The 23,483-nt window shown below is 60.1% G+C and carries 25 protein-coding genes and 1 tRNA gene; 12 read left to right on the forward strand and 14 right to left on the reverse strand.

All coding sequences use genetic code 11. From position 1 onward, the window contains the following. Positions 1–284: 284 nt before the first annotated feature. The gene (locus QIT27_RS10535) at positions 285–473 is read left to right on the forward strand and encodes a hypothetical protein (protein WP_159340823.1); all 189 of its coding nucleotides are present in this window, start codon (positions 285–287) and stop codon (positions 471–473) included. A gap of 97 nt (positions 474–570) precedes the next feature. Here the strand turns inward: QIT27_RS10535 and QIT27_RS10540 are convergent, their stop codons facing one another. After that, positions 571–1,422 carry a Tim44 domain-containing protein gene (locus QIT27_RS10540; protein ID WP_285263772.1) on the reverse strand — a complete coding sequence of 284 codons (852 nt, stop codon included), beginning with the start codon at positions 1,420–1,422 and terminating at the stop codon, positions 571–573. Between the two features lie 142 nt (positions 1,423–1,564). Here QIT27_RS10540 and QIT27_RS10545 point away from each other — a divergent pair, with 142 nt between their 5' ends. After that, positions 1,565–2,140 (forward strand): isochorismatase family protein, encoded by a 576-nt coding sequence (locus QIT27_RS10545; RefSeq protein WP_285263773.1) that lies wholly within the window; start codon positions 1,565–1,567, stop codon positions 2,138–2,140. A 2-nt stretch (positions 2,141–2,142) separates the two neighbouring features. On the opposite strand, the gene yaaA is transcribed toward QIT27_RS10545, so the two are convergent. Both yaaA and QIT27_RS10555 read right to left on the reverse strand, forming a co-directional pair. Then, entirely contained in the window at positions 2,143–2,922 is a 780-nt protein-coding gene (yaaA, locus tag QIT27_RS10550) for a peroxide stress protein YaaA (protein ID WP_159340826.1), read from the reverse strand. A gap of 123 nt (positions 2,923–3,045) precedes the next feature. Continuing rightward, positions 3,046–4,077 (reverse strand): NADP(H)-dependent aldo-keto reductase, encoded by a 1,032-nt coding sequence (locus tag QIT27_RS10555; protein ID WP_159340827.1) that lies wholly within the window; start codon positions 4,075–4,077, stop codon positions 3,046–3,048. A 249-nt stretch (positions 4,078–4,326) separates the two neighbouring features. On the opposite strand from QIT27_RS10555, the gene QIT27_RS10560 reads away from it, so the two are divergent. Then, positions 4,327–4,821: a tetratricopeptide repeat protein gene (locus QIT27_RS10560; RefSeq protein ID WP_159340828.1), complete on the forward strand. Its 495-nt coding sequence runs from the start codon at positions 4,327–4,329 to the stop codon at positions 4,819–4,821. 38 nt (positions 4,822–4,859) lie between these two features. Next, the gene (locus QIT27_RS10565; protein WP_159340829.1) at positions 4,860–5,366 is read left to right on the forward strand and encodes a hypothetical protein; all 507 of its coding nucleotides are present in this window, start codon (positions 4,860–4,862) and stop codon (positions 5,364–5,366) included. Positions 5,367–5,383: 17 nt separating this feature from the next. Here QIT27_RS10565 and QIT27_RS10570 read toward each other — a convergent pair whose 3' ends face one another. The 5 genes from QIT27_RS10570 to QIT27_RS10590 all read right to left on the reverse strand — a co-directional run bounded on the left by QIT27_RS10570 (position 5,384) and on the right by QIT27_RS10590 (position 8,132). Beyond that, a complete protein-coding gene (locus tag QIT27_RS10570) occupies positions 5,384–5,929 on the reverse strand; it encodes an LOG family protein (RefSeq protein WP_285263774.1) in 546 nt (181 codons plus the stop codon). A gap of 46 nt (positions 5,930–5,975) precedes the next feature. Next, on the reverse strand, positions 5,976–6,497 hold the full coding sequence (locus QIT27_RS10575) for a DUF501 domain-containing protein (protein WP_253019146.1): 522 nt from the start codon (positions 6,495–6,497) through the stop codon (positions 5,976–5,978). A 12-nt stretch (positions 6,498–6,509) separates the two neighbouring features. Beyond that, complete coding sequence (locus QIT27_RS10580) at positions 6,510–6,812, reverse strand: hypothetical protein (protein ID WP_285263775.1); 303 nt, start codon at positions 6,810–6,812, stop codon at positions 6,510–6,512. A gap of 39 nt (positions 6,813–6,851) precedes the next feature. Beyond that, positions 6,852–7,259: an acyl-CoA thioesterase gene (locus QIT27_RS10585; RefSeq protein WP_159340832.1), complete on the reverse strand. Its 408-nt coding sequence runs from the start codon at positions 7,257–7,259 to the stop codon at positions 6,852–6,854. 66 nt (positions 7,260–7,325) lie between these two features. Further along, on the reverse strand, positions 7,326–8,132 hold the full coding sequence (locus tag QIT27_RS10590; RefSeq protein ID WP_285263776.1) for a hypothetical protein: 807 nt from the start codon (positions 8,130–8,132) through the stop codon (positions 7,326–7,328). A gap of 109 nt (positions 8,133–8,241) precedes the next feature. Between QIT27_RS10590 and QIT27_RS10595 the strand changes: the two genes are divergently transcribed. After that, positions 8,242–8,601: a hypothetical protein gene (locus tag QIT27_RS10595; protein WP_159340834.1), complete on the forward strand. Its 360-nt coding sequence runs from the start codon at positions 8,242–8,244 to the stop codon at positions 8,599–8,601. On the opposite strand, the gene QIT27_RS10600 is transcribed toward QIT27_RS10595, so the two are convergent. Next, entirely contained in the window at positions 8,598–9,029 is a 432-nt protein-coding gene (locus tag QIT27_RS10600; RefSeq protein WP_159340835.1) for a hypothetical protein, read from the reverse strand. The genes QIT27_RS10595 and QIT27_RS10600 overlap by 4 nt on opposite strands. Before the next feature lie 39 nt (positions 9,030–9,068). On the opposite strand from QIT27_RS10600, the gene QIT27_RS10605 reads away from it, so the two are divergent. After that, positions 9,069–10,232 carry a MalY/PatB family protein gene (locus tag QIT27_RS10605; RefSeq protein ID WP_285263777.1) on the forward strand — a complete coding sequence of 388 codons (1,164 nt, stop codon included), beginning with the start codon at positions 9,069–9,071 and terminating at the stop codon, positions 10,230–10,232. A gap of 21 nt (positions 10,233–10,253) precedes the next feature. Here QIT27_RS10605 and QIT27_RS10610 read toward each other — a convergent pair whose 3' ends face one another. Then, the gene (locus QIT27_RS10610; protein ID WP_159340837.1) at positions 10,254–11,198 is read right to left on the reverse strand and encodes a thioredoxin family protein; all 945 of its coding nucleotides are present in this window, start codon (positions 11,196–11,198) and stop codon (positions 10,254–10,256) included. Positions 11,199–11,347: 149 nt separating this feature from the next. Beyond that, positions 11,348–11,424, reverse strand: a tRNA-Met gene (locus QIT27_RS10615). Positions 11,425–11,700: 276 nt separating this feature from the next. Between QIT27_RS10615 and phbB the strand changes: the two genes are divergently transcribed. Continuing rightward, positions 11,701–12,447: an acetoacetyl-CoA reductase gene (phbB, locus tag QIT27_RS10620; protein WP_159340906.1), complete on the forward strand. Its 747-nt coding sequence runs from the start codon at positions 11,701–11,703 to the stop codon at positions 12,445–12,447. A 105-nt stretch (positions 12,448–12,552) separates the two neighbouring features. Here the strand turns inward: phbB and QIT27_RS10625 are convergent, their stop codons facing one another. Beyond that, positions 12,553–15,360: a DUF349 domain-containing protein gene (locus tag QIT27_RS10625; RefSeq protein WP_285263778.1), complete on the reverse strand. Its 2,808-nt coding sequence runs from the start codon at positions 15,358–15,360 to the stop codon at positions 12,553–12,555. Between the two features lie 181 nt (positions 15,361–15,541). On the opposite strand from QIT27_RS10625, the gene minC reads away from it, so the two are divergent. The 4 genes from minC to sbcB all read left to right on the forward strand — a co-directional run bounded on the left by minC (position 15,542) and on the right by sbcB (position 19,124). After that, on the forward strand, positions 15,542–16,279 hold the full coding sequence (gene minC / locus QIT27_RS10630; RefSeq protein ID WP_285263779.1) for a septum site-determining protein MinC: 738 nt from the start codon (positions 15,542–15,544) through the stop codon (positions 16,277–16,279). Between the two features lie 156 nt (positions 16,280–16,435). Then, positions 16,436–17,254: a septum site-determining protein MinD gene (gene minD / locus QIT27_RS10635; protein ID WP_285263780.1), complete on the forward strand. Its 819-nt coding sequence runs from the start codon at positions 16,436–16,438 to the stop codon at positions 17,252–17,254. After that, positions 17,251–17,502 (forward strand): cell division topological specificity factor MinE, encoded by a 252-nt coding sequence (minE, locus tag QIT27_RS10640; RefSeq protein WP_016915987.1) that lies wholly within the window; start codon positions 17,251–17,253, stop codon positions 17,500–17,502. Before minD ends, minE begins: the two co-directional genes overlap by 4 nt. A gap of 128 nt (positions 17,503–17,630) precedes the next feature. Next, positions 17,631–19,124 (forward strand): exodeoxyribonuclease I, encoded by a 1,494-nt coding sequence (gene sbcB / locus QIT27_RS10645; RefSeq protein WP_285263781.1) that lies wholly within the window; start codon positions 17,631–17,633, stop codon positions 19,122–19,124. A 12-nt stretch (positions 19,125–19,136) separates the two neighbouring features. On the opposite strand, the gene QIT27_RS10650 is transcribed toward sbcB, so the two are convergent. Next, positions 19,137–21,980, reverse strand: coding sequence for an insulinase family protein (locus QIT27_RS10650; protein ID WP_285263782.1), 2,844 nt, complete (start codon positions 21,978–21,980; stop codon positions 19,137–19,139). Then, a complete protein-coding gene (locus QIT27_RS10655; RefSeq protein ID WP_285263783.1) occupies positions 21,980–22,666 on the reverse strand; it encodes an SOS response-associated peptidase in 687 nt (228 codons plus the stop codon). The genes QIT27_RS10650 and QIT27_RS10655 overlap by 1 nt, the downstream gene beginning before the upstream one ends. A 189-nt stretch (positions 22,667–22,855) precedes the next feature. Here QIT27_RS10655 and QIT27_RS10660 point away from each other — a divergent pair, with 189 nt between their 5' ends. Next, a complete protein-coding gene (locus QIT27_RS10660; RefSeq protein ID WP_159340918.1) occupies positions 22,856–23,470 on the forward strand; it encodes a TetR/AcrR family transcriptional regulator in 615 nt (204 codons plus the stop codon). Positions 23,471–23,483 lie beyond the last annotated feature (13 nt).

A 23,483-nucleotide genomic window follows, 5' to 3' on the forward strand; every position in this document is an offset into this window, starting at 1 on the left:
TTATACCGCAAAGAACCCAGCCAGCCGGCTGGGTTTTTTGTTGCGCGCTCGAAAGCGCGCCATGACCAGCCCCGGGCACCCTGTGCTCGGGGCTTTTTGGCTGTGCCTCCCGAATGTTTAAGCACTGAAAAGTGACGCTACGGGTGCACAAAGTTTCCTTGAAACGGCTGTTTTAAAAAAATAAATAACAGGGAGTTACTGCTCTTTGGTGGCGGCAAGGCTGCCGAGCAACTAGTATGAGCGGGTACCTATCATTTAAGCAGCATCTCAGGAGGAGACGCGATATGAGTACCCCATTGATGAAGAAGCTAGCGGTTGCGCTACTGATGGCCATGATGATGGGCGGTTTAGCTGCCTGTGATAACCAGGGCCCTGCCGAAGAAGCAGGTGAAAACATCGATGAGAGCATGGAAGATGCAGGCGAAAGCCTAGAGGACATGGGTGAGAATATCGAAGAGTCTGCAGAGGAGTAAGAAAACGACTCTTTGCAGCGTACCGATATGCTACCGATATAAAAACAGCCGCTTAGAAGCGGCTGTTTTGCGTTTTGAGGCTTGGAAAGTAGTTTGGTCATGCACCTGGGTTTTGCTCGATACCCTGTAGATACCAAGGTGCCTGATCGCGCATGGCACGCGTCAAGTGCCACGTTTCGTTGAACTCGGTTTGCTCACCGTTCTCTTCCAAAATACCGTGGAAGATGACGGTGGCTTCGGCGTGGCCATCGTACTCATTGATATCGCCAAGCTCTGCAAACAGTCGCACGACCTCAGTGCGATTATTGGCAGGCTGCTCGGCGCGCTCCTGGCGAAGTAGGTTGTAGAGCTCTGGCGTCACGTACTCCTGGATTTGGTTGAAGTCGTTATTATCCCAAGCACGCTGCAGCGTCATGAAGTGCTCTTTGGCACCGCCTAGAAAACGCTCCTTGTCAAACCAAGCCGGTGTGCTTTGTAAGCCACTGGCTAAGCTGCCTGGAGACGCTGTGACGTTGTTTGGGGTGTACTGAGTCTCTTGGCGTTCGCGCTGATAGCCTGCCGGGTGGGCGGATGCAGGACGACGCTGACGCATGAAGGCGCGGAAAGCGAAGATCGCCAGCGCAGCAACGCCTACCATGACGAGCAGATCCATCAGACGCAGCTCGTCAAACGCACCACCGAAGAAGAGCGCTGCCAGCAAGCCGCCTGCCAGTAGGCCGCCCATCATGCCACCCATACCTCCACGGCGAGCAGCGGTGGCGGCGCCTGCGCCCTGCTGGGTGCTTTGTTGGGCCTGTTGCTGTGCGGGCGTGCTAACCGGTCGGTCAGCGGAGCGTGACACGCTACCCATGCTGCTACCACCACCTAGGCGGCGTGCCTCCGCGTGTTCGATGGCGGCGCTAACGCCCATAACGCTCACCAATAGCATGACAAAGAATTGCCTTAACATGTTGATTCTCCAATGAGGATGCAGGTAATGCCAACTGCTTCAGTGCGAAGCAGATAGAAAAGGGTGGGCCATCAGTTTACCGTGTAATACCTCGCCTAGGTGATGGTGAGAGTCACTATAAAGACAAAAAAAGGAGCAGAAAGTGCGTTTAGATCAGGCTCGAAGCATCTTGTTGATGATCGATTTTCAGGCGGGTTTATTGCCCGTGATCGAAGGCGGTGAGGCGGCTCTTCGAGAGGCGGCTTGGCTGGCAGGTATCGCCAACCAGTTGCAGGTGCCCGTATGGCTCACCGAGCAGTATCCCGAGCGACTAGGCGGGACCGCAGCGACCCTGCTGGAGAGCTTGGACACACATACGACATGGCAGAAGCGACACTTTAGCGTGACCGAGGAGCCCGCGTTTTCGCAGGCGCTGGCAGCGTTGGGCCGCAGCCAGGTCGTGGTGTGCGGCACGGAAGCCCATATTTGCGTATTGCAAAGTGCACTGGGCCTGTTAGCGGCAGGGTATGAGGTGTTTTGGCTGAGTGAAGGGGCCGCCAGCCGCCGTTCCGAAGAGGCGCGTCTTGCGCGCGAGCGTGCCTGTGCCCAGGGGGCGGTGGCGGTGTCTGCCGATATGGTGGCCTATGAATGGCTACACTGCTGCGATACGGCCACCTTTAAAGAGATTCACCGCCGGTATTTAAAGCCAAGATCGGCGCAAACGGTCACATTTTATTAACCTTAACGCTCCGTTTCGCGACGAGTGAATACGAGCGTATCGCCTTCGGAAGCGGCGGCATCAAAGCGGTAGCCTGCCACATCGAAATCTTTGAGCGCGTTGGGGTCATTGATCTGCTGCCGAATGATCCATGCGCTCATCAACCCCCGCGCTTTTTTCGCATAGAAACTGATGATTTTGAACGTGCCGTTTTTCTCATCCTTGAAGACGGGAGTCACCACTCGGGCATCCAGTTTTTTCGCTTCGATGGCTTTGAAGTATTCGTTGGAGGCTAGGTTTACGAGTACCTTCGACCCACTCTCGGCGATCGCGCTATTCAGGGCAGGCGTCAGGATCGGCTTCCAATAGGCGTAAAGATCCTTGCCTGCGTCGTTGGGCAGTTTGGTACCCATTTCCAGACGGTAGGCTTGGATCAAGTCCAGCGGGCGGAGCAAACCATAGAGGCCCGATAGAATGCGCAAATGCTGCTGGGCAAACCGATTGTCTGCATCGCTGAAGGTTTCGGCTTCCAGGCCAGTGTAGACGTCTCCCTGAAATGCCTGCACGGCGGGTTTGGCGTTGTCCAACGAAAAGGGTGGCTGCCACTCGGCAAAGCGAGCCGCGTTCAGGCCTGCTAGTTTGTCGCTGATGCCCATTAGGTCGCTGATTTGCTGAGGAGAGTAACCGCGTAAGATATCGATCAGCGGCTGGCTGTACTCGAGAAAATCTGGCTGGCTGACCTTCTGGGTCGTCGGGGGTGTTTCAAAATCCAGCGTTTTGGCGGGGGAAATAACGCTCAGCATGGCGTGCTCCTTGTGCCGTGACAAAAGAGGGTCGCTTCTCGGCATGAGATGCGACCACTAAATAGCTAGCAAGATTATATCAAGCCTCGGCGGCGGCCGAGGCTATCGACACGATAGGAGCCGTTAGGGGCAGGGATTCGGCATGCGACGATGGATATCGTCGATGGCGGTCAAAACGTCGTCGTCGAGCTTCAGGCTCTCACTGGCGAGGTTGCTCTCCAGCTGCTCCATCGTCGTGGCCCCAATGATATTGCTGGTCAGGAAGCTGCGTGAATTGACAAATGCCAGCGCCATTTGCGCGGGGTCGAGCCCATGCGCTTTGGCCAGGTCGACGTAGGCGTGTGTCGCGGCCTCGGCTTCGGGTGATGTGTAGCGCTTGAAGCGCTCATAGAGCGTCAAACGGCCCTTTGGCGGCTGGGCGCCGTTGAGGTACTTCCCGGACAGCACGCCAAACCCCAGCGGCGAGTAAGCCAGTAACCCGACGTCTTCGCGATGGGCAATTTCTGCCAAGCCCACTTCGAACGAACGGTTCAGCAGGTTATAAGGATTTTGGATGGAGGCAACGCGTGGCAGGCCCAGCTGGTCTGAGAGCTGCAGCATTCGCATGACGCCCCAGGGCGTTTCATTGGATAGACCGACGGCGCGAATCTTACCGGCATCGACGAGCTCTTTCAGGGCGGAGAGCGTCTCTTCCAGCGGGGTGGCGTCTTCCTGCTCCGCATGAGTATAGCCGAGCTTGCCAAAAAAGTTGGTGTGACGGTCAGGCCAGTGCAACTGGTACAGATCGACGTAGTCCGTTTGCAGGCGCTCCAGGCTGGTATCAATGGCCTGGTGGAGGTGGTCGCGGCTCATTTTAGGGCCGCCGCGAATATGTTCTAAACCTGGCCCTGCCGCTTTGGTGGCAATGATCACATCGTCGCGAGCGCCTCGAGCTTTTAACCAGCTGCCGATATAGGCTTCCGTTAACCCCTGGGTTTCCGCCTTTGGCGGAACGGGGTACATCTCCGCCGTGTCGATAAAGTTAATACCAAACGCTACTGCGCGGTCGAGCTGTTCATGAGCCTCAGCTTCGCTGTTCTGTTCACCAAACGTCATGGTGCCTAGACACAGTCGGCTGACCTCCATTCCGGTTCTACCCAGTGGGCGCGTTTGCATGGTTGTCTCCTCGCGTGGGCGAAAACGTTGCTGGAAAGTGAGCGGTGCCAATCGCCATTACCAGCCTGTGGAAGGCATGTTAGCGAGGGTCTACAAAAGCAGCAAATCAAGAGGGTTGAGTCGGGGCGAAGGCAGGCGTATGCTTGCCAGCCCATCGACCGGCCAAGCGCCGGTTTATCGCATGGTTAGCCGTCGTGGAAGGTGAGATGGTTAGCCGAAGGTCTCAACAGATAGGCAGGGTGGTTTGCCATGCCGCAGGCATCATCGTTGTTTACCCGGTTGGAATTTCGTCTAGCCGAGCAGCTGTTTCACACCCGTTGGTTACTCCCGCGTTCACCGCGTACGCAGCGCCTCACCATGCGACTGTTCAAGCGGTGTGCCGAAGCGGGGCACCCGGATGCACAGTCCATTTATGGACACATGTTGTTTCACCGCAGCTTGTCTCCACAGGACAAGGCGCGTGGCGCACGCTACGTACTGGAAGCGGCCCAGGCAGGCGATGTAAAGTCGCAGTATCAGGTGGCACAAATTCATGAACACGGCTGTGTGCAGTATCCCCGCCGTGAAGATTATGCGGTGACTTGGTACGCCCGTGCGGCGCAGGCAGGCCACTACCTGGCTGCGGAGCGTTTGGCGCGTGCCTACCGCTTGGGTGAGCTAGGCTTAGCAGTGGACCATGAGCAAGCCGACTACTGGCAGCGCATGGCCGAACGGCAGCCTGCGGTGGAAATGGCCGCCGCCTGAGCCCCGTATCCGGTGGCGAGACAGAAAAGAGGAAATCAGTGTCCGAGACGCTACCTACAGTGCTAGATATCGAAGCGTCCGGATTTGGGCGCGGCAGCTACCCGATCGAAGTGGGCATCGCCCGCGCCGACGGTAGCTGCTGCGCGTTTCTTATTCAGCCGTTGGATGAGTGGGTGCATTGGGATCCCAAAGCCGAACTGCTGCACGGCATTTCGCGTGAGCGGCTGATGAAAGAGGGTTACCCGGTGCGCCAAGTGGCCCAGTGGCTCAACGATGAGCTGCGGGAACTAGGTAAGGCGTATAGCGATAGTTGGGGCTACGATAACACCTGGCTGTCGTTACTGTTTCATCACGCTGGCATGCTGCCCCGTTTTCGTCTGGAAGCGCTGCGCATCCTGCTCAGTGAAGAGCAGCAGGCGCTGTGGAGCGATACCAAAGAGTCCGTCGTGGCCGAACGGGGCATCCACCGCCACCGTGCAGGGGAAGATGCCCGACTGCTCCAGCTTACCTATCAGCGCACTCGCACACTGACTCTCAAAGCCTAATCGTAGCTCGACGTTCGTTAATCCAACTGGGCTTCCAGCGCCTCTAAAAGACGCTCTGGCGTCGAAGCGTCGAGCAGCATGTCACGTGTCGTTTGGGCCAGAAAGCCGTGGCTGACCGTGCTATCCAAAAACGCCAGCAGCGGCGCGTAAAAGCCTTCGGTATCCAGCAGCCCCATCGGTTTGTCGTGAAGCCCCAGGTAGCCCCACGTCCAGATTTCGAACAGTTCTTCGAACGTACCAATCCCGCCCGGTAGAGCAATGAACGCATCGGCATTCGCCGCCATGGTGGCTTTGCGCTCGTGCATGTTAGGGACGCGAATCAGCTCCGTTAAGCCAAAGTGTGCCTGTTCGCGTTCGACCAAGTGATCCGGCATAACGCCGAGTACGCGACCGCCCGCCTCGAGAGCCGCATTGGCCAACTCTCCCATGAGCCCGACCCGTGCACCGCCATAGACCAAGGTGTGGCCGCGCTGCCCAAGGGCCGTGCCAAGGGAGCGCGCGGCCTGCCGGAAGGCCGGGCTGTTACCTTCCCGAGAACCGAGGTAAACACAAATACGTGACATCGTCAGGGCGTCCTTATCGCAGCGGGGTAGAGAGAAGCGGGCGGCGTTAGCCTAGGCAGCGCTGAACGTCATAGTGTTCGTCCATCCACTGGCCGATGACATTGTTCCCGCACAGATGGTGAGCGTACTGGGTGTGTAGACAGCGCACCTGCTGCCAGTTACTGATGCCGCCTACACCGCGTTCGGTGAGTACGTCGGTGTAGCCCAGGCGAGCCACTTCTTCGCGCTGAGCCTCGCTCATCGAGCGCCAGCGGGCATCGACGTAATCGCGATGACTTTGCTGATAAGCGGCGAGGAAGTCCGGCTCTTCCTGCAGACGCTGCTCGAGGGACTTGATCACGCCCACGGCTTCGATGCGCGAAATTTCGATTTTCAGCAGGTCCGAGCAGAGCCAGTACAGCGTCGGGAAAGGTTTACCATCCACGATAGGTGCCATCCGCAGTACGAGCGGCGTACCTTGGGCGTCGGTGGCTGCAACGGCTTCGATACCGCGAGGCGCTCGCCCGAGCTGTTGAGTAATGATCGCCAGCTGGCGCTCGTCGGGTGCTTGGTCGGTACGAATTACCATTGCGTCAACGTCTCACTTTCGGTCGTCTTGAACAAATTTAGTCGAACGGCCAACGGCGCGGAAAAAGCAGCGGTTGAGCTGTTCAGGAGAGGCGACGTAGCGCCACTTCTCCTCGCAGTACTCGGCGGCGCGAGCCATCAGCACGTCGTAAAGTCGATTGAACGGGGCATCATAATCGTACGGGTCTGCACCGAACAAGCGGATATGCGGGTAGTCGGCGAAGCGCTCCATGAAATAGCGCTCCAAGTCGGCTTCCACGGCGCGGTGCTGCGCCGTGTTGTCCGGATCAATCCAGAGATTATAGCGGATGACCATGGTGACTCCTGGAAGGCCCCACCATGTCAGGCGGGGGAATTAAGCGGAAGCGGGCGCCGTCTCTAAATGCGCCAACAACGCCTCACGCAGGGCACCCTCGATAGGAACGGCTCGCTTCTCCTGATGATCGTACTGCACCATCACCGTGTGCCCCAAGTTGGTTAGCGTACCATGCTGCCGGGCTTCCTGGGTGACGGTAAACGAGCTGTTGCCCAAACGGGTCAAGTAGGTACGGATTTCGATATCGTGGCCGTAAAACAGTTCAGCGCGGTAGTCCACTTCCATGCGCGCCATGATCAACCGCCACTGTTGGGGGTTCAGGTCGGGCGTGAAGAGTTTGAACAGGTCATTACGCGCCAGCTCGAACCACGCGGGGAGGCGCGTGTTATTGATGTGGCCCAAGGCATCCGTATCGTAAAACGCCGGTTCTATGGTGCGAGTAAACATGACGCGATCCTTATTATTAGTGTGCGAAGTAGCCCTGCTCCAGAATTAACCCAAGCGAGCGCTTGGTCAAGTGTTGCGGCGCTGGTGCCATGCCGTCAACTGCATCCAGCCAAGTAGCCACAGCGTGGCGGCGAGAAACCCCGCCAGCGTTCCCCAGAATAGCCCCAGCGTACTATAAGTATAAGAAACGCATAGGGTATAGCTGAGTAGCGAACCAAGGCCCATGGGGTAGTGCTTGATGACCGTAGCGACGGGAGCGTGACCGTGCCCCACGTGAAGAATCAGTAAAAATGGCAGCATGGTGACGGGAAACGCTGCCAGCGTGCCAGCCCATTCGGGCGGCAGCCAGTGGGCAATGCGCGTGATGACAAAAATGATGGCTGTGGCGAGTCCAGCCCGAGCCACCAGCGCGGGCCAAGAGAAGGTGCTGCTGGCGGTGCTCTTCACATCTGGAATGGTGCGAAACAGCCAGCTGAAGAGACCAATGGCGCACAGGGTGACCAGCGTACCGCTAAGGCGCGTGAAGTTGAATTGGGCCAGCAGCGTGCTGACCGCCAGCCACGCAGCAAAGCCCCCTAGCACGCCGCCCAATACCCCTTTGATGCCTGGCTGGCGGCCTGTGATGAGATACCCTGCGCCTAGCGCCATGGTCGCCGTGAATCCCGCTAGGGTATGCACGGCACTTTGGGTGGCAAAAGCAGGCGATATCTCCAAGCCGATAAAAAATAGCGCCAGTGCCGTGCCCAGCGGATAGCCCGAGAGCAGCCCAGCAATGCGGGGGCTAGCCCGCACGGCGACGGTGCCCAACCCCAGCACCATGCTGACGGAGAGGCCAAGCTTAGCCAGTTGCCAAGTGAGTGGAACGTCTACCATAGGGCGTTTTCCTTTCGTTATTATGGGGGCATGAACATGGCACAACGGTTATTAGCGCAATGGGGATGTACCACCGTTTCATCATTATCCGTTTGGGAGGCTTGCTGCCGTGACCCATTCTCCAGACTCAGGCGCCCATGCGCTTTCCCCGCCGCCCAAGCCCGATGGTTGCGAACTTTGTCAGCGCGCATCGCCGCTGACCAAGCATCATCTCATTCCCAGAACGCTGCACAACAAGCCGCGTTATCAAAAGCGCCATAGTCGTGAGGAGCGGCTCACGGCCATCGTGTGGCTGTGCCACCCGTGCCATAAGCACATTCACCGGCTGTACAGCGAACGTGAACTGGCCGACCGCTTTGCCAGTTTGGCGGCGCTCAAGGACGATGCCGATATTCGCGCTTTCGTCGAATGGCTGGCCACCAAGCCGGCTGGTTTCAAGCCAAAATCGCCCGTGCGCAAGCGACGCTAGACCAGTCGAAGCCCTTGCTGGTCGCGCCAAGCAGCGTCCAACGCCTCGGTGAGCGGCTCGACGAGGTGGCCGGGCAGCGCGGCACGAGCCGCCTCCAGCGAATCGAACGAGCGATTGCGTAACCAACAGTAGGCCCAGGCGCAGGCTTCCTCGTCGCTTTGCGGGGTAGGCCGAGCAGGCATTTGGTTGAGGAGAAAAACGGCCGTGCGCGGTGCCCACAGGGGCATCTCGCCCTGCTGGTCTTGGCTCCACTGCTCCAGCGTGGCTCCGCTTGGCGTGGCCTCCGGAGTGCCTAATTTGGCGACCCTAGCGGTTTCCGCCAAAATCAGCGCGAGCTGGTCGGCATCCGCCTTTCCCAGCGAGCGCCATTGCCGCAACAGCGCCGAGAGGCCTGCGCGCATCTTGGTATAAAAGTCATCTTGCGGCATGCTCAGTGTCTACTCCCGTAGAAATAAGTGAGATGTGTTATGGCGTTCGATTTTGCCACGCCCGTGGAAAGGCGCGCTCCCGAAGGACAGTATGTCTCGCAGAAGTGGCACCGCTACGCGGCGGACGTGCTGCCGCTGTGGGTCGCCGATATGGACTTTCACTCGCCGCCCGCGGTGATCGACGCGCTCCAGCGACGGGTCGCTCACGGCGTTTACGGCTACGGCGAAGTGCCCGCGACGCTGAGTGAGGCGCTGTGCCAATGGAGCGCTCATCACTATGCGTGGTCCATTGAACCCGAATGGCAGCAGTGGCTGCCGGGCGTGGTGCCTGCACTGCACTTTGCCGCCATGGCCTTGACGCAGCCTGGCGAGGGCGTGCTCACCATCGCGCCGATCTACCCGCCCTTTCTGGCCGTGGCCGAACGCACCGGGCGGCTAGCGCAGCAGGCGATGTTAGCGGAGCCTGCTGCCCCTGGCGAGCCTTGGCGGCTGGATATCGAGGCGCTGGAAGCAGCCATCACCCCGCAGACTCGGCTGCTGCTGTGGTGTCATCCGCATAACCCGACCGGGCGCGTATGGACACTGAGAGAACTTGAGCAACTCGCCGCCGTGGTCGAACGCCACGATTTATGGGTGGTCTCCGACGAGCTGCACTGTGATTTGCTGCTGGATGAAGGCGCGCGCCACCGCCCCCTGGCGGCGCTGTTTCCTGAGCTGGCCAAACGCACGATTACCCTCTGGGCACCCTCGAAAACGTTCAATCTGGCCGGGCTCACCAGCGCCTGTGCGGTCATTCCTGACCCTGCGTTGCGGCACCGTTTCGCCGAGGCTACCAAAGGCTTTTTGCCGGACGGCAACGTATTGGGCTTGGTCGCTGCCGAGGCGGCGTATCGCGAGGGCGAACCCTGGCGTCAAGCGCTGCTGGACGTTCTACGCCGCCATCGGACAGCGCTGGAAGCGCGTGTAGCAACCTGGCCTGGCGTGTCGCTGAGCGCACCAGAGTCGACCTATTTGGCGTGGCTGGATATGCGTGATGCGGGCTTGGGGGAGACCCCTGCCCAAACGCTTTTGGAAAAGGCAGGGGTAGCACTCTCTGAGGGGGCGGCTTTTGGTTGCCCTGGGTTCGTGCGGCTCAATTTCGGCACCACCGCTTCCCAACTGGAAGCGGCGTTATCACGGATGGATGCGCTGTTAAAAGCGTAACGTTGCCTTCGTCAGGCGCTATCAATAGAGCAGGGCGAACAGCTTGCGGCGGTAGGTGACCGTGAGAGGGTGGTCAGCCCCTAGCGCATCGAATACCTGTAGCAGCGTTTTGCGGGCCGCGTCATCGTTATAGGCGCGGTCCTGCTTCATCAGCGTCAGCAGTGCGTCGAGGCCGGCATCATACTGACCATCGGCCACTTGGCGCAGCGCCCGCTGGTACTGCGCTTCGCTGTCAGTGCGATCACCCAGCGCGGCAATCTCTTCCGCTGAGAGCGCCTGTTCGCTGAACTCGATGCTGGCGCGAACGCCACGAGCGGGTGCTGCATCGCGCTCCTCTGGCGGCAGGTTATCCAGCACGCTTCTCGCTTCGTCGCCGCGCCCCTCCGCCACCAGCGTTTTGGCAAAACCAATGTGGTACGCGTAATGCTCCGGGTATTGGCTCATCAGCGTTTGGTAAATTTCCCGCGCGCCTGCGGCATCGCCCGCGCTCAGGGCGTCTTCTGCCTGCTCTTCGGGGCTGGGCGGCGCGTCACCGGGAGCGGGGAAGTAGCGGTTGAGCCACTCGCGTACTTCTTTCTCTGGCAAAGCGCCCTGGAAGCTATCCACCAAGCCTCCCTGGCTCACCAGCTTCACGTCCGGCACCGAGCGCACGCCTAACTGACCTGCGATCTCTGGATTCGCTTCGACATCTAGCGTTGCCAGCAAAAACGCACCGCCGTACTCGATGGCCAGCTTCTCGAGCACTGGCATCAGGTTTTTACACGGCTCGCACCAGGGTGCCCAGCAATCCAGCAGCACCGGTACCTGCATCGAGGCTTCTAATACCTGCTGGATGTTGCCCGCGTTGAGTTCAATGATGACCTCTTCGCGCGTCACGCTGGGGCGCTCGCCACCGGTAGGCGTGGCAGTGTTCGCGACAGGGTCGGCAGTCATCGGGTTGCCGGTACGGGGATCAATAATCGACATGGGTAAACTCTGCATCGCATGGAAAAGGTTGCTCCATGATATGCAGGCAGCCGCCCGGGGATTCAAGGAAGTGAAGGGAAATAAAGCGCGGAGACGGAAGAACGCACACAAAAAAGCCGATTCTCGAAAGAATCGGCTTTTTCTATGTTTGGTAGCGGGGACCGGATTTGAACCGATGACCTTCGGGTTATGAGCCCGACGAGCTACCAGACTGCTCCACCCCGCATCAACGTGTGGCGTATTCTACGTATTTTTGACGCTAAGTCAACCCCTGCCATGAAACGTTTCCTTGCTGGCGGTCAGCTTCATCGTGCTGCAACATTGAAAGAGTAAAGCTATGCTTCCAATAGGCATAATAAAAAGCTTACTGTCGGTGTGTCGCCCAATAGAACAAGCGGCGTGCTGTGAGTGAAAGAAGCGCGAAAGCGCTTATTCAGAATGGCTTGCGACGCCATAACAGTGCTTAAGGTCCAAGCCATTTGTCATATCAGGGAGGTAGTCAATGGCCAATCAAGCCCCCGTCGCCTGGGTAACTGGTGGAACTGGTGGAATCGGGACGGCAATTTGCCGTTCGTTGGCGGATGCGGGTTATCTGGTCGTGGCGGGGTATCACAATCCCGACAAGGCCAAGACCTGGCTGGCAACACAACAAGCCGACGGCTATAACAACATCGCGCTGTCGGGTGTTGATTTATCCGACCACAATGCCTGCGTCGAAGGTGCCCGTGAGATCCATGAAACGCATGGTCCGATCAGCGTGCTGGTCAACTGTGCCGGTATCACTCGCGATGGCACCATGAAAAAAATGTCCTACGAGCAGTGGTATCAAGTCATCGATACCAACTTGAACAGCGTCTTCAACACCTGCCGCAGCGTCATCGAAATGATGCTGGAGAACGGTTACGGTCGCATCATCAACATCTCTTCCATCAACGGGCGAAAAGGCCAGTTCGGTCAGGTGAACTACGCCGCAGCCAAAGCGGGCATGCACGGCTTGACCATGTCGTTGGCGCAAGAAACGGCCACGAAGGGCATTACCGTAAACACCGTTTCGCCTGGCTACATCGCCACCGATATGATCATGAAAATTCCGGAGCAGGTGCGCGAAGCGATTCGTGAAACGATCCCGGTCAAGCGCTACGGCACTCCCGAAGAGATCGGCCGCCTGGTGACGTTCCTGGCCGATAAAGAGTCAGGTTTCATTACAGGGGCTAACATCGATATCAACGGTGGCCAATTCATGGGCTAGGCCCAAGCCATCTGACACGGGCTCTTTCCACAAGAAAGAGAACGCAAAACGGGAGGCGATCTGCCTCCCGTTTGCTATGTGACGCTCACCTATTGAGGGCTACGATTAGGGCTGCGGTGGGCGCGCTAGGCGGCCCAGTAGGTTGTCCAATTCGTTGACCTCTTGCTGCCAAAGACGGTTTGGCATGGGGCCGAGGGCCAACAGGTCGACCAGCACTTCCTCCAGTTCGTCCGCTTTGCTGCGTTCGGCGTTCAGGCCGTTATTCAAGCGCTCTACCTGAATGGCAAGCCGCAGCGGCTCGTCTCGCTGCTTAACGCTACCTAGGGCAAGCAGCGATAGATGCACCCGCAGTCGAGCCAACTGCTCCTCGACGTCGCCCTGCTGTTCGCTGGAGAGAGGCAGCGTGGTAGACGAGCGAGCCTCGTTTCGCCGTTGATGCGCATCGCCATACGTTGCGGGCAGCGGTGTGGACAGCTCGCTATTGGCGTCCACCGGCGCTGGATGACCACCACTAAGCGCCTGATGGTCGGCCGCTAGGTGCGCATTGATCAGGGGCAGGAGGGCGTGCCACTGCTGTACCTTGTCGACGACCTCAAGGCGGCTCAAGCGTTCGCGTTTGGCGCGTACGATGCCGCCAAGCCGCTTCTGCATGCCGTCGCTACGGCGGTTGCGGGGCAGCGGCTCTAGCTGCTGAAGGCTGGCTAGGTAGGCGTCCAGCCGCTCGGACTCGTCGGCGTGTGTGGGTTGCCAGCTATCCATGTCGTCGATGAGGCGCTGAAGCTGGTCAAGCGTTTGCTGCTGACGAGCGGCTTGCTCATGTTTTTGAGCGTCGCGCTGCGCAAAGAGCTGGTCACAGGCGCTGCGGAAGGTCTTCCAAAGCGCTTGCTCATCGCCCTTCGGCGCACGCCCTAGTGAACGCCACTGCTGCTGTAGCCGCTTGGTGTGTGCAATGCGCGCTGTCAGCGACTGCTCGGTATCGTTCTGTAGCGCTTGGACCTGCTCGATCAGTGCGTGCTTTTGCGCAGCAATCTGCTCGGCGCGCTGGTCGATCAGCGCTTGCAGGCGATGGCGAATCGCCCCAAAGCGGCGGCCAATGGCTTCGGCGTGCTCCCGGGGGACGGGTGAGTAGTGGCGCCACTGGTGGCGCGCTTTGTCACGAATCTCCCGCAGCACGTCGGGGTCGGCGTCCTCGGCGGGCTGAGCCAGTAGCGTTTCGAGCTGCTCACAGAGCGCTTCGCGTCCGCGCAGGTTAGCGTCGCGCTCTTGATCGAGCTGGGCGCGCCAGGGCGCCAGACGCTCATGGATACGATCGGACGCTGCCCGAAAGCGCGCGGACTGCTCTTTATTGGCCGCCGCATCGCCTAACGCCTTCCACTCTTTCACCAGTTGGCGATGATGACGGTCCAGCGCTGATTCGGCCATGTGAGGGTCGTCGGCCAGAGCGTCGATACTCGCGCAGAGCTGCTCACGCTTGGGGCCTGCCACAAAACCGCGCCAGTCGCGCAGCTCAGCAAGCCGCGCGCCAAGATGTTTCAAGCGACGCTTGAGCGGCTTGGCCTCCTCGCCCGTAAGGGCATCGAGAGTCGGCTTCAAACGTTGATGGAGGCGGCTGGCGCTCTTGAACGCGCCGCGTTCCAGCAAGTGCTCGAAATTATCGAGCTCCGCTTCAAACGCATTGAGCGACGCTCCGGTGGGGGTGGCTGCCACTGGCTGGGTAGCCAGCTGCTTTTGCGCCTGGGCAAGCAGCGCGGGCGGCGTCAGTGTCTCGGGCCAGCGGCACGCTTTGACATGCTTGGCTAGCGCCTGGTCATCGCTGTTGGCCAGGGCATGCTCCACGGCGAGGCTTTCCGATTGCCAGCGCTGCCACGCCTCCATGCTCTGTTCGTACTGCGCCAGCGACTGGCTGTAACGCTGCTGAGTGGTGTCGTTAGGGGGGTGGAGATCGGACAGCGCCTGCCAGCGCTGGCCTAAGAGCTGGCGTTGGGCGCGCAGGCTGTCGATATCCTGGGCGGTCAGTTCGTCGGCGTGGGCCAGCCCTTCCAGGGTCTCTTCTAACCCCTCTAATAAATGATCGCGAGTGCTTTCCGCTTCGGCACGGCGAGCGAGGCTTTGTTGACGCGCCTGCTCCTGGGTGTCGTGATCGTGCAGGGTTTTGCGGCAACTCAGCATGGCCTGATGGAAGCGCTGCTCCTGGCTGAGGCTGGGTGAATGGCTGAGCTGCTGCCACTCGCGCTCCAAGTGGCGCAGGCGCCCACCGTAAAGCGGCTCCCAAGGCGCACGCGCGTGCTGCTCTAATTGGTTCAATAGGTGCTCGCGCTGGGCCTGCTGCTCTTCGAGCCACTGTTCGTCGTTGCGCCGCTGGGTGAGCTGCTCCTTGGCGTAGCGCATGACCTGGCGATCACGCCGCGCCTCTTTCAATAACCGCTTGAGCGACGCCTCACCGCTAATACGCTGCGCGGCCTGATGGCGTACCGCGGCCACGCTGTTGTGGCACGCCTGGTGGACGAGATCGTCTTCATCGTGCAACTGTTCAACGGCAGTGAGCCGCAGCCCCAGGTTATCGCCCTGCAGGGCAATCGCGTTGAGCAGTCGCTGGTCGCTCAGCAGGGCTACCTGCGCTTGGCGCTGCTGTAGGTCGATATGGCCCTCGGCACCGGTGAGGCGTTGACACACGGCATTGAACCACGCTTCGTCCTCGTGATGCTGCGGATAGGCGGCCAGCAGTTTGTCGATATCGTCGAGCGCGAGCAGGGCCGCGAGCTGAATTTTACTGTCGCTGTCGCCAGCGAGAGACAGAAGGGCCTCCCGCTGCTCTGAATGCTGCGGGTCGAGGGATTGAAGTGCCTTGCGGCGCACCTCGGGATCGGGGTGTTGCCACCGAGGAGCGAACAGGCGTCGTAACAGTCCGTGCATGGATCATCCTGCTGTGAGGTGCGGAACGTAAAAAAAATCAGACATCGATGAGCAGGCGGTTGCAGTCCTCGTCGCTGTCGCTTAGCTTTGCCGTTGCGCGGTGAGTTTTCCAGCCGGCCACCCCGCAAGGCGCGAGATTGCGCTACCCTTATCTTACCTGAACATGACATGGAGTTCGGCCATGAGCCTCAACGCCAACAGTGCCGACGTAGCCTTCACCTTCAAGGGCGGCATGCTGCCGATGACCGTCATGGAGTTGACGAGCGCTGACCCGGAGCGTATCCGGCGGCAGCTTGCTGGCAAACTGTCGCAATCTCCCGCGTTCTTTCAGCATACACCCGTTGTGCTTAGCGTGGAAAAACTCGATGAGCCGCACCTCGCCCTGGAGCGGATCTGCGCAGTATGCCGTGATCACAAGCTGTTACCCGTGGCCGTCCGTGGCGGTGCCGAGCCGATTCGTCAGTCGGCGTGGGCGCTGGGGCTGGGCTGGTTTGCCCCCGTGGAAGAGGGGCGAGCCCGTGCGTTGGAAAGCGTCGAGCCCCTTGCCGACCCCGACGAGGTCGACAGCGAACCGGAGACGAGCGGTTTGGGAGCCACCCGGCTGTACCGGGGAACGGTGCGGTCCGGCCAGCAAGTGAGCGCCGCCGAGGGGGATTTGATCGTGATCGGTGCGGTCAACGCCGGCGCAGAGGTGCTGGCAGCAGGCAGTATTCACGTGTACGGGGCCCTGCGTGGCCGCGCGTTGGCCGGCATTCATGGTAATACCCAGGCAGGTATTTACTGCCGTGAGCTGGAGGCCGAGCTGCTTTCCGTAGCGGGTAACTACAAACGGCTGGAGGATATCGACTCCCAGCTATTAGGGCGGGCAGCCGAAGTCCATTTTATTAAAGAACAGTTAGATATTAAGCCGCTGGGGTAAGCCGCATGAGGGAGTGCCGGTTAGTGCTTCTTGCCTAGCGACGCCACCGCTGCGATCCGTTACAGTGTGCTGTTTTGATGACATTGATGTTCCCGTTATGCGGGCAGCGCCACGCGATCGCGCTCGCAATGAACGACTTCAAGAAGGAAGTGACTCTTGGCCAAAATTATAGTTGTGACCTCAGGTAAAGGGGGGGTCGGTAAAACCACCAGCGCCGCGGCGATTTCGACAGGGCTCGCGCTGCGTGGCAAGAAAACGGTGGTGATCGACTTCGACGTAGGATTGCGCAACCTGGACTTGATCATGGGCTGCGAGCGTCGGGTGGTGTATGACCTGGTCAACGTGATTCAAGGCGAGGCGGGGCTGAATCAAGCGCTGATCCGCGATAAGCGCGTTGAGAATCTGTTCATTTTGCCAGCCTCGCAAACCCGGGATAAGGACGCGCTCACCCAAGAGGGGGTCGAGAAGATCCTGGAGCAGTTGAAAGACGACTTCGACTATATCCTGTGCGACTCTCCCGCCGGTATCGAACGCGGTGCGCAGTTGGCGATGTACTACGCCGATGAAGCCATCGTCGTGACCAACCCGGAAGTCTCGTCGGTACGTGACTCAGACCGTATCCTGGGACTTCTGGGCTCGAAAACCCAGCGTGCCGAGCAGGGGCTTGACCCGGTAAAAGAGCACCTGCTGATTACCCGTTACAACCCTGCCCGTGTCACTTCCGGCGACATGCTGACGCTGGACGATATTCGCGAGATTCTCGCGATCGATCTACTGGGTCTGATTCCCGAATCCGAAGCCGTACTGCGTGCCTCTAACCAAGGGGTGCCCGTCACTCACGATGGTTCGAGCGATGCCGGTCAAGCGTATGCCGATACCGTGTCACGCCTGCTGGGAGAGGAGATGCCGCTGCGCTTCCATGTGATGCAGCGCAAAGGATTGCTGAGCAGGATGTTTGGGGGTAGTCGTCGATGAAACTGCTGGAGTTCTTGAAGCGTGAGCGCAAGAAATCCGCCTCGGTGGCCAAAGAACGGTTACAAATCATCGTGGCGCATCAGCGTAGCCAGCGTGGTCAGCCTGACTACATGCCGCTGCTTGAGCGCGAACTGCTCGAAGTGATTCGTCGTTATGTGCATGTGGACGACGACGCCATTCAAATTTCGCTGGATAGCGAAGATAACTGCTCGGTGCTGGAGCTCAACGTGACGCTGCCCAAAAGCTAGGCGTACACGAGCACGGTGAGGGGCGGCGAGAAGCGCCGCGGGTGTGCTAGTCTTGGGCTTTTGTTCCCATCCAGCGAAAGATGTTACGGCGCATGGGTGGGCTGTCACGCTCAAGGGAGTTTGCATCCATGGCGCCACCGAATGCCGCCCCTGCCAGTTTTCTCTGGCACGATTATGAGACCTTTGGTGCCGATCCGCGTCGCGATCGGCCCGCTCAGTTTGCTGCATTACGCACCGATGCCGACCTCAATGAAATCGGCGATCCCATCGAGCTCTACTGTAAACCCGCCGATGATTACCTGCCGCACCCTGCCGCCTGCCTGATCACCGGCATCACGCCTCAAAAAGCGCAACGTCGGGGGCTTCCCGAAGCCGAGTTCGCGCGCCAGGTACAGAGCGCCATGAGCGAGCCCGGCACCTGCGTGGCCGGCTACAATAGCCTGCGATTCGATGATGAAGTCTCCCGCCACCTGTTTTATCGTAACCTGCTCGATCCCTACGCCCGCGAGTGGCAAAACGGCAACTCCCGCTGGGATTTGATCGACGTGGTGCGGGCGTTCTATGCGCTGCGCCCAGAGGGCATCGAATGGCCCCTGCGGGAAGATGGTGCGCCCAGCTTTAAACTGGAGCACCTCACCGCGGCGAACGGCATCGCCCATGAGGGCGCCCACGATGCGGTGGCCGACGTGCGCGCTACCATTGCACTGGCGCGGCTGCTGAAAGCGCGTAATCCCAAGCTGTTCGACTACTTGCTCGGCCTGCGCGGCAAGCGCGCGGTGGCCAAGCAGCTCGACCTCCCCAGCGGCAAACCGCTGCTGCACATCTCCCGTCGTTACCCGGCCAGCCGAGGCTGTAGCGCCTTGGTGATGCCCCTGGCGGAGCACCCTACCAACCCTAACGGGGTGATCGTGTACGATTTGAGCGTCGACCCCGGCGATTTGCTGTCGCTCAGCGCCGAGCAGATTCGTGAGCGGGTGTTCGTCAGCCAGCAGGACCTTTCTGAAGGGGAGGCGCGCATCCCGCTCAAAGTCATTCATATCAACCGCTGCCCGGTGATCTTTCCAGCCACGGTGCTGAAAGACGTGGAGGGCGAGCAGAAAGGCGAGTACGGCGCGATCGTGGCGCGCTTGGGGATTGATATCGCCGCCTGCCGAGGGCACTGGAAAACCCTGCGCGAGGCCAGCGGCGTGGCGAAAAAGGTGACCGAGGTATTCAGCGGCGGCTACGAAGAGTCGCCTCAAGACCCCGATTTGATGCTCTACTCCGGCAGCTTTTTCTCTGCGGCGGATCGTCAGCAGATGGAGCGGGTGCTGGCGATGGATCCTTGGGACTTGGTGGGCCAACGCTTTGCCTTTCAAGACCCGCGCCTGGAAGAGATGCTGTTTCGCTTTCGCGCGCGCAGTTACCCGGACACCCTAGAGGGCGAAGAGCGTGAGCAGTGGGAGGCGTTTCGTTGGATGCGCATGAATGACCCGGCGCTATCGGGTTTTACGCTTAAAGCATTTGCCCGGGAAATCGAGCGTTACAATCAGCAGTCGCTCACCGATCATGAGCGGCAGATTCTCGAAGAGCTGGTGATGTTCGTCGAAGCCATGATGCCAGCCCAGGCGTTCGATGCCTGAGCTGGCGAGCGGTTAGCGTGGGTCGAAGGGCGCGAGCGTCTCACGGTAAGCGCCGATGTCGCTGGGTGCATCGCCCGGGTTGAATCGGATGTCTAGCGGGTGAGCGAGCAGCGAGGGCCACAGCGCCTGTAGCTCTTCGACGCTGACCTCGAGTGCCCGCTGTGCGATGTGCGCCTGACGGTCAAAGCGTACCTCGTCCAGTGCGGTGGCTTGCCAATAGCGGTTAGCCATGCCCTGCAGGCTGGTATCCCGCTGGCGCAGGCGGTCATGAACCGCTTGCCGGTGGGCCGCCAGCTCTTCATCGCTCAGTGTCTCGAGACGCTCACCGGCGGCTGCCATGAAAGCGTCCATTCGTTCGGCAATGGTGCCGCTATCCACATCCGGTGACTGTACGACCAGGCCAATGCCCGGCGCTTCCAGCAGCGGTGAATAGCCCGCGTTGACGATGTAGCCAAGCTGCTCCTCGGTACGCAGCTGTTGATAGAACGGCGTGTCCAGCCATTGGGCGAGCACGCTCAGGCGCGCCTGCTCGTCGATGCTGGTGTCGCGTCCCTGCAGGTAGCGCAGTACCAGTGACTCCTCACGGGTGCTATGGGGGTGAAGTACCGTTGGCTCCTCGCTCGCCTCCAATGGCGACAGAGGGGGAATGTCATCCCGCGTTAAGCGGGGTGTCAGTGCGCCGCGAATAAGGTTGGCCTGCTCCCGTGCCTGGTCGGCAGTCAGGTTACCCACGGCCATGGCGTCGATGTAAAGAGCATCGAGGAAACGCTCGCGGAAATCTTCCAGATTATGCTTCTCAAGCCGCTGGCTGGCGGCCAGCAGTTCGTCCGTCGACCACTGCGGGGAGAGCAGCGCCTCACCCAGGGCTCGGCTGGCTTGGCCGGTCAACGATGCGCGTGGCGCGTTGCGCCACTCCCGCTGTAGCTGGTAGCGCACCCGCTCAAAGGCGCCAGCAGAGATATCCGCCTGCTGAAGCTGCTCGATGGCTTGCTCGATGAGCGGCGTTTGGCCATCCCGCCAACCAGAAAACGACAGCGTCATACCGCGCGCGTGGGCGTATGCGCTAAACGACTGCCCGGCAAGCCACGCGGGGTAAAGCGACTCGTTGAGGCTGTCGTTCAGCCAGCCTGCCAACAGACGCATGAGTACCGCTTCTTCTGCCGAGTAGCTAGCGCTGGGATGCTGCAGGCTCACCCGCCACTCGACGCTGGGCGTATTGAAACGGCTCTCCTGCATGTGCCAAGCGGTAAACGTGGGCGTCTCGATCAGTGTCGAAGGCTGCTCGTCCTGGCCCGCCTGAAGGGTGAGGTCGCTGGCAACGAAGGGGTTCGGCTCGGGAAGCGCGAGACCGTCCAAGGCCTGACCGGTCGTGGTGGGCGGCAGCTCTTTCCACTGAGTGTTGAACCAGGGGGTTACGGTGTCGCTCTCTACGTCCGGCGCGGAGTAGACGCGCAGCATGTTGTCGGACGTTAGGGCGTCCAGGTAGCGCTGCTGGCGCTCGCTATCCATGCCGTCCATGCGGTACGCGGCGTATTGCACGTCCTCGACCGGGTAGCGCGAAAGGCTCATGGCTAGGCGGGTAGCCTCTTGCTGAGGAGCGCCGTGCTGCTGAAAGCGAAACGCCTGCTCGCTGAGGCTTTTTTGCTCGTCGTAGCGCCACTCGGCCAGCCCTTCTGCCCGAATCTGCTCGACCGCGGCAAACAGCGTGGCTTCGATGTCGTCGAGGCGTTCGGCACCTGCGGGCGTCAGGCTAATGGAGACGGTAAACAGCGCCTCATTGCCATCGCCGCGCCCCACGCCCGCAGAGAGCCCGTCGGCCAAGCCTGCTTCACGCAGCACGGCCAGTAGACTGCCGTCGCCCTCATCGCCCAGTAAATGCGCGATGAGCTGAGTTGGCTTGGTGCGATACTCGTCGGTAGGGTCAGGAACGGGGAAGTAGAAGCGCAGTTGGCGACGATCCTGCAGCGACTGGCGCTCGATATAGCGCGGCAGCGTGTCGGGGTCGATCAGTGGCGTGTCAATCGTGGGGGCGCTCAAGTCGTGATCGGGAATATCGGCAAACCGCTCCACCACTAAGGCTTCCAGTTCGTCGAGCGGTTGGGGGGCTACTACCGCTAAGTTCATCACGTTGGCATCGTAGTAGCGGTGGTAGAAGTCGATCACCCGCTCGCGCAGCGTTGCCTCGCCTTCGGGCGGGTTTGCCAGCGTGTCTCGGCTGCCCACTGCAAAGCCGGTGGTGGGGTTCTCCGGGTTGAGCAGTTGATTCAGCACGTCGTTCTCACGCCGCGACTCATCGCGGATGCGCGCCATGTACTCTGAGTGCACGATGTTGCGTTCGCTCTCCAGATGGTCGGCATTGAACAGCGGCGAGAGGAAAAACTCGCTAAAGCGGTCTAGTGCGCCGGGCAGCGCTGAAGGCTCAATATCGAAAAAGTAGTTGGTGTCCTGCTGAGCCGTAAAGGCGTTATGAGAGCCTGCGTTGTCGGAAATGTATTGCTGGTAAGCATCCGACTGGGGGTAGGGCTCGGTGCCCAAAAACAGCATGTGCTCCAGAAAGTGGGCCAAGCCCTGGAGGTCGTCGGGATCCTGCGCGCTGCCGACCCGCACGTTCATGGACGCGGCGGCCTTGTCGGCATCGGGGTCGCTGACCAGCAGCGCCTGTAGGCCATTGTCGAGGGTGATGACCCGGTAGTCGCGGTCATCGAAAGGACTGATGGTCGGGGTAATGGCCTCGGCGACCGGGCTCTCTTCTGCCCAGAGGGGAGTGGCGGGCGCCAAGAGCAGGCCGATGGTCAGGCCAACAACCGCGCGCCTTGCCTGCAGGCGAGGCGGAATAACAGACATAGTGGGCAACATTACGGCTCCTGTGACACGGTCCAGCGCAGCATTGGCCCTGTGGGGTGCGCGCAAGAGGGTGACTGGTAGGCAGGGTTATTCACATGCTTTGATACCGGAAAAGCGCCCAACAGTTCCAGCGGGGCGGGCATCAAAAGCGGTGTCAGCGACGCAACGTCCGTGTTGGGGTCTAGCCATTGGTGTAGCGCCTCTGGTGGAAGGATCACCGGTAAGCGATCGGTGAGCGACGATAGGCAGGCATTGGCAGGCACGCTGATCAGCGCCGTCGAGTCGGTAAAGGTGGTCAGCGTGGTGTGGTAACGACACCAAAGCGCGCCGAGCAGCAGCGGGGTGCGATTCACGTGGGTCACCAAAAACGGCTGCTTACTGCGTGCCTGGGGCTTCCACACGTAAAAGCCGCTCACCGGAATCACGCAGCGCCGCGCACTGAAGGCCTCCTGGAACATGGCGCGTTTGCTGAGCGTTTCCGCCCGCGCGCAGTGCGGGGCGTGGTCGAGAACCTTGAGCCACGGCGGCGTCAGCCCCCAAAAGAGCGGCGTGTGGGTCAACTGCCCCTGCTCTAGACGAAGGGCCGACACGGGCTGGCGCGGTGCTAAGTTGGGAGACTCGATGAGCGAAGCAGTGCTTTTGAGGTTGGGCGCAAGGCGGGCGAGCGATAGGCGCTGTACGTGTAGGCGTCCCGTCATGCCGGTCTCCTTTAGGCGCGATACCTGCGGCGCTGATGCAAAATGGCAAAGGGAAGTCGTAATACGTTAAATGTGGCGTTTTAGTGTCGAAAACAGTGTTCGATGTAAGGTATCCTATCGTATACCTTGCTCACGCTAAAGCGCGAGGAGGCATTCTTCCCTGTTTGCCGTTGACCTGAAGAGATCGCCATGGCCCGTCCTAGACAGCATGCGCCCGATGCCCTCCACGCGCAGGTCATGCACGCTTGTGATGAGTGGTTGGCTAAGCAGCCAGTCCATGGTTTATCACTGCGTGCTTTGGCCAGAGAGGTGGGCTGCGCGCCCAGTACGCTGCTAAAACTCTACGGCAGCTTTAACAATTTATTGCAGCACGTCAACGTCGAAACCCTCGCACGTTTGCAGCACACTATTACGAGCTTGGCCGAAGACGACCCCGAGCCGTGGTTGCGCTCTCTGGCCCACGCTTACTGGCGATTCGCCGAGCAGGATTGCTACCGTTGGCAGCTACTGTTCGACTACCCGCTGGCTCAGGAAGGCGAGCTGGACCAGCGTCAGAGCGATCTCATCGAAGCCCTGTTTACCCAGGTGGAAACGTCGTTAAAGCAGTACCAGCCCGTTCTGGACGATCTGGAAGCGCGCCGCCTTGGCCGCACGCTGTGGGGCAGCGTTCACGGCTTGGTGCAGCTGGGGTTGAACGAGCGGCTTGGCTACTGGCAGGGGCAGCAGCTCAAGGTCGATGAGCTGTTGGATCAACTCATGAGCACTGTGCTGGCCGGGTTACGACACCGGGGGGCAGCGACGTGACATGGGGGATCAA

Origin of the sequence: Halomonas sp. LC1, assembly GCF_030247125.1 — a bacterium.
GTDB lineage: Bacteria > Pseudomonadota > Gammaproteobacteria > Pseudomonadales > Halomonadaceae > Vreelandella.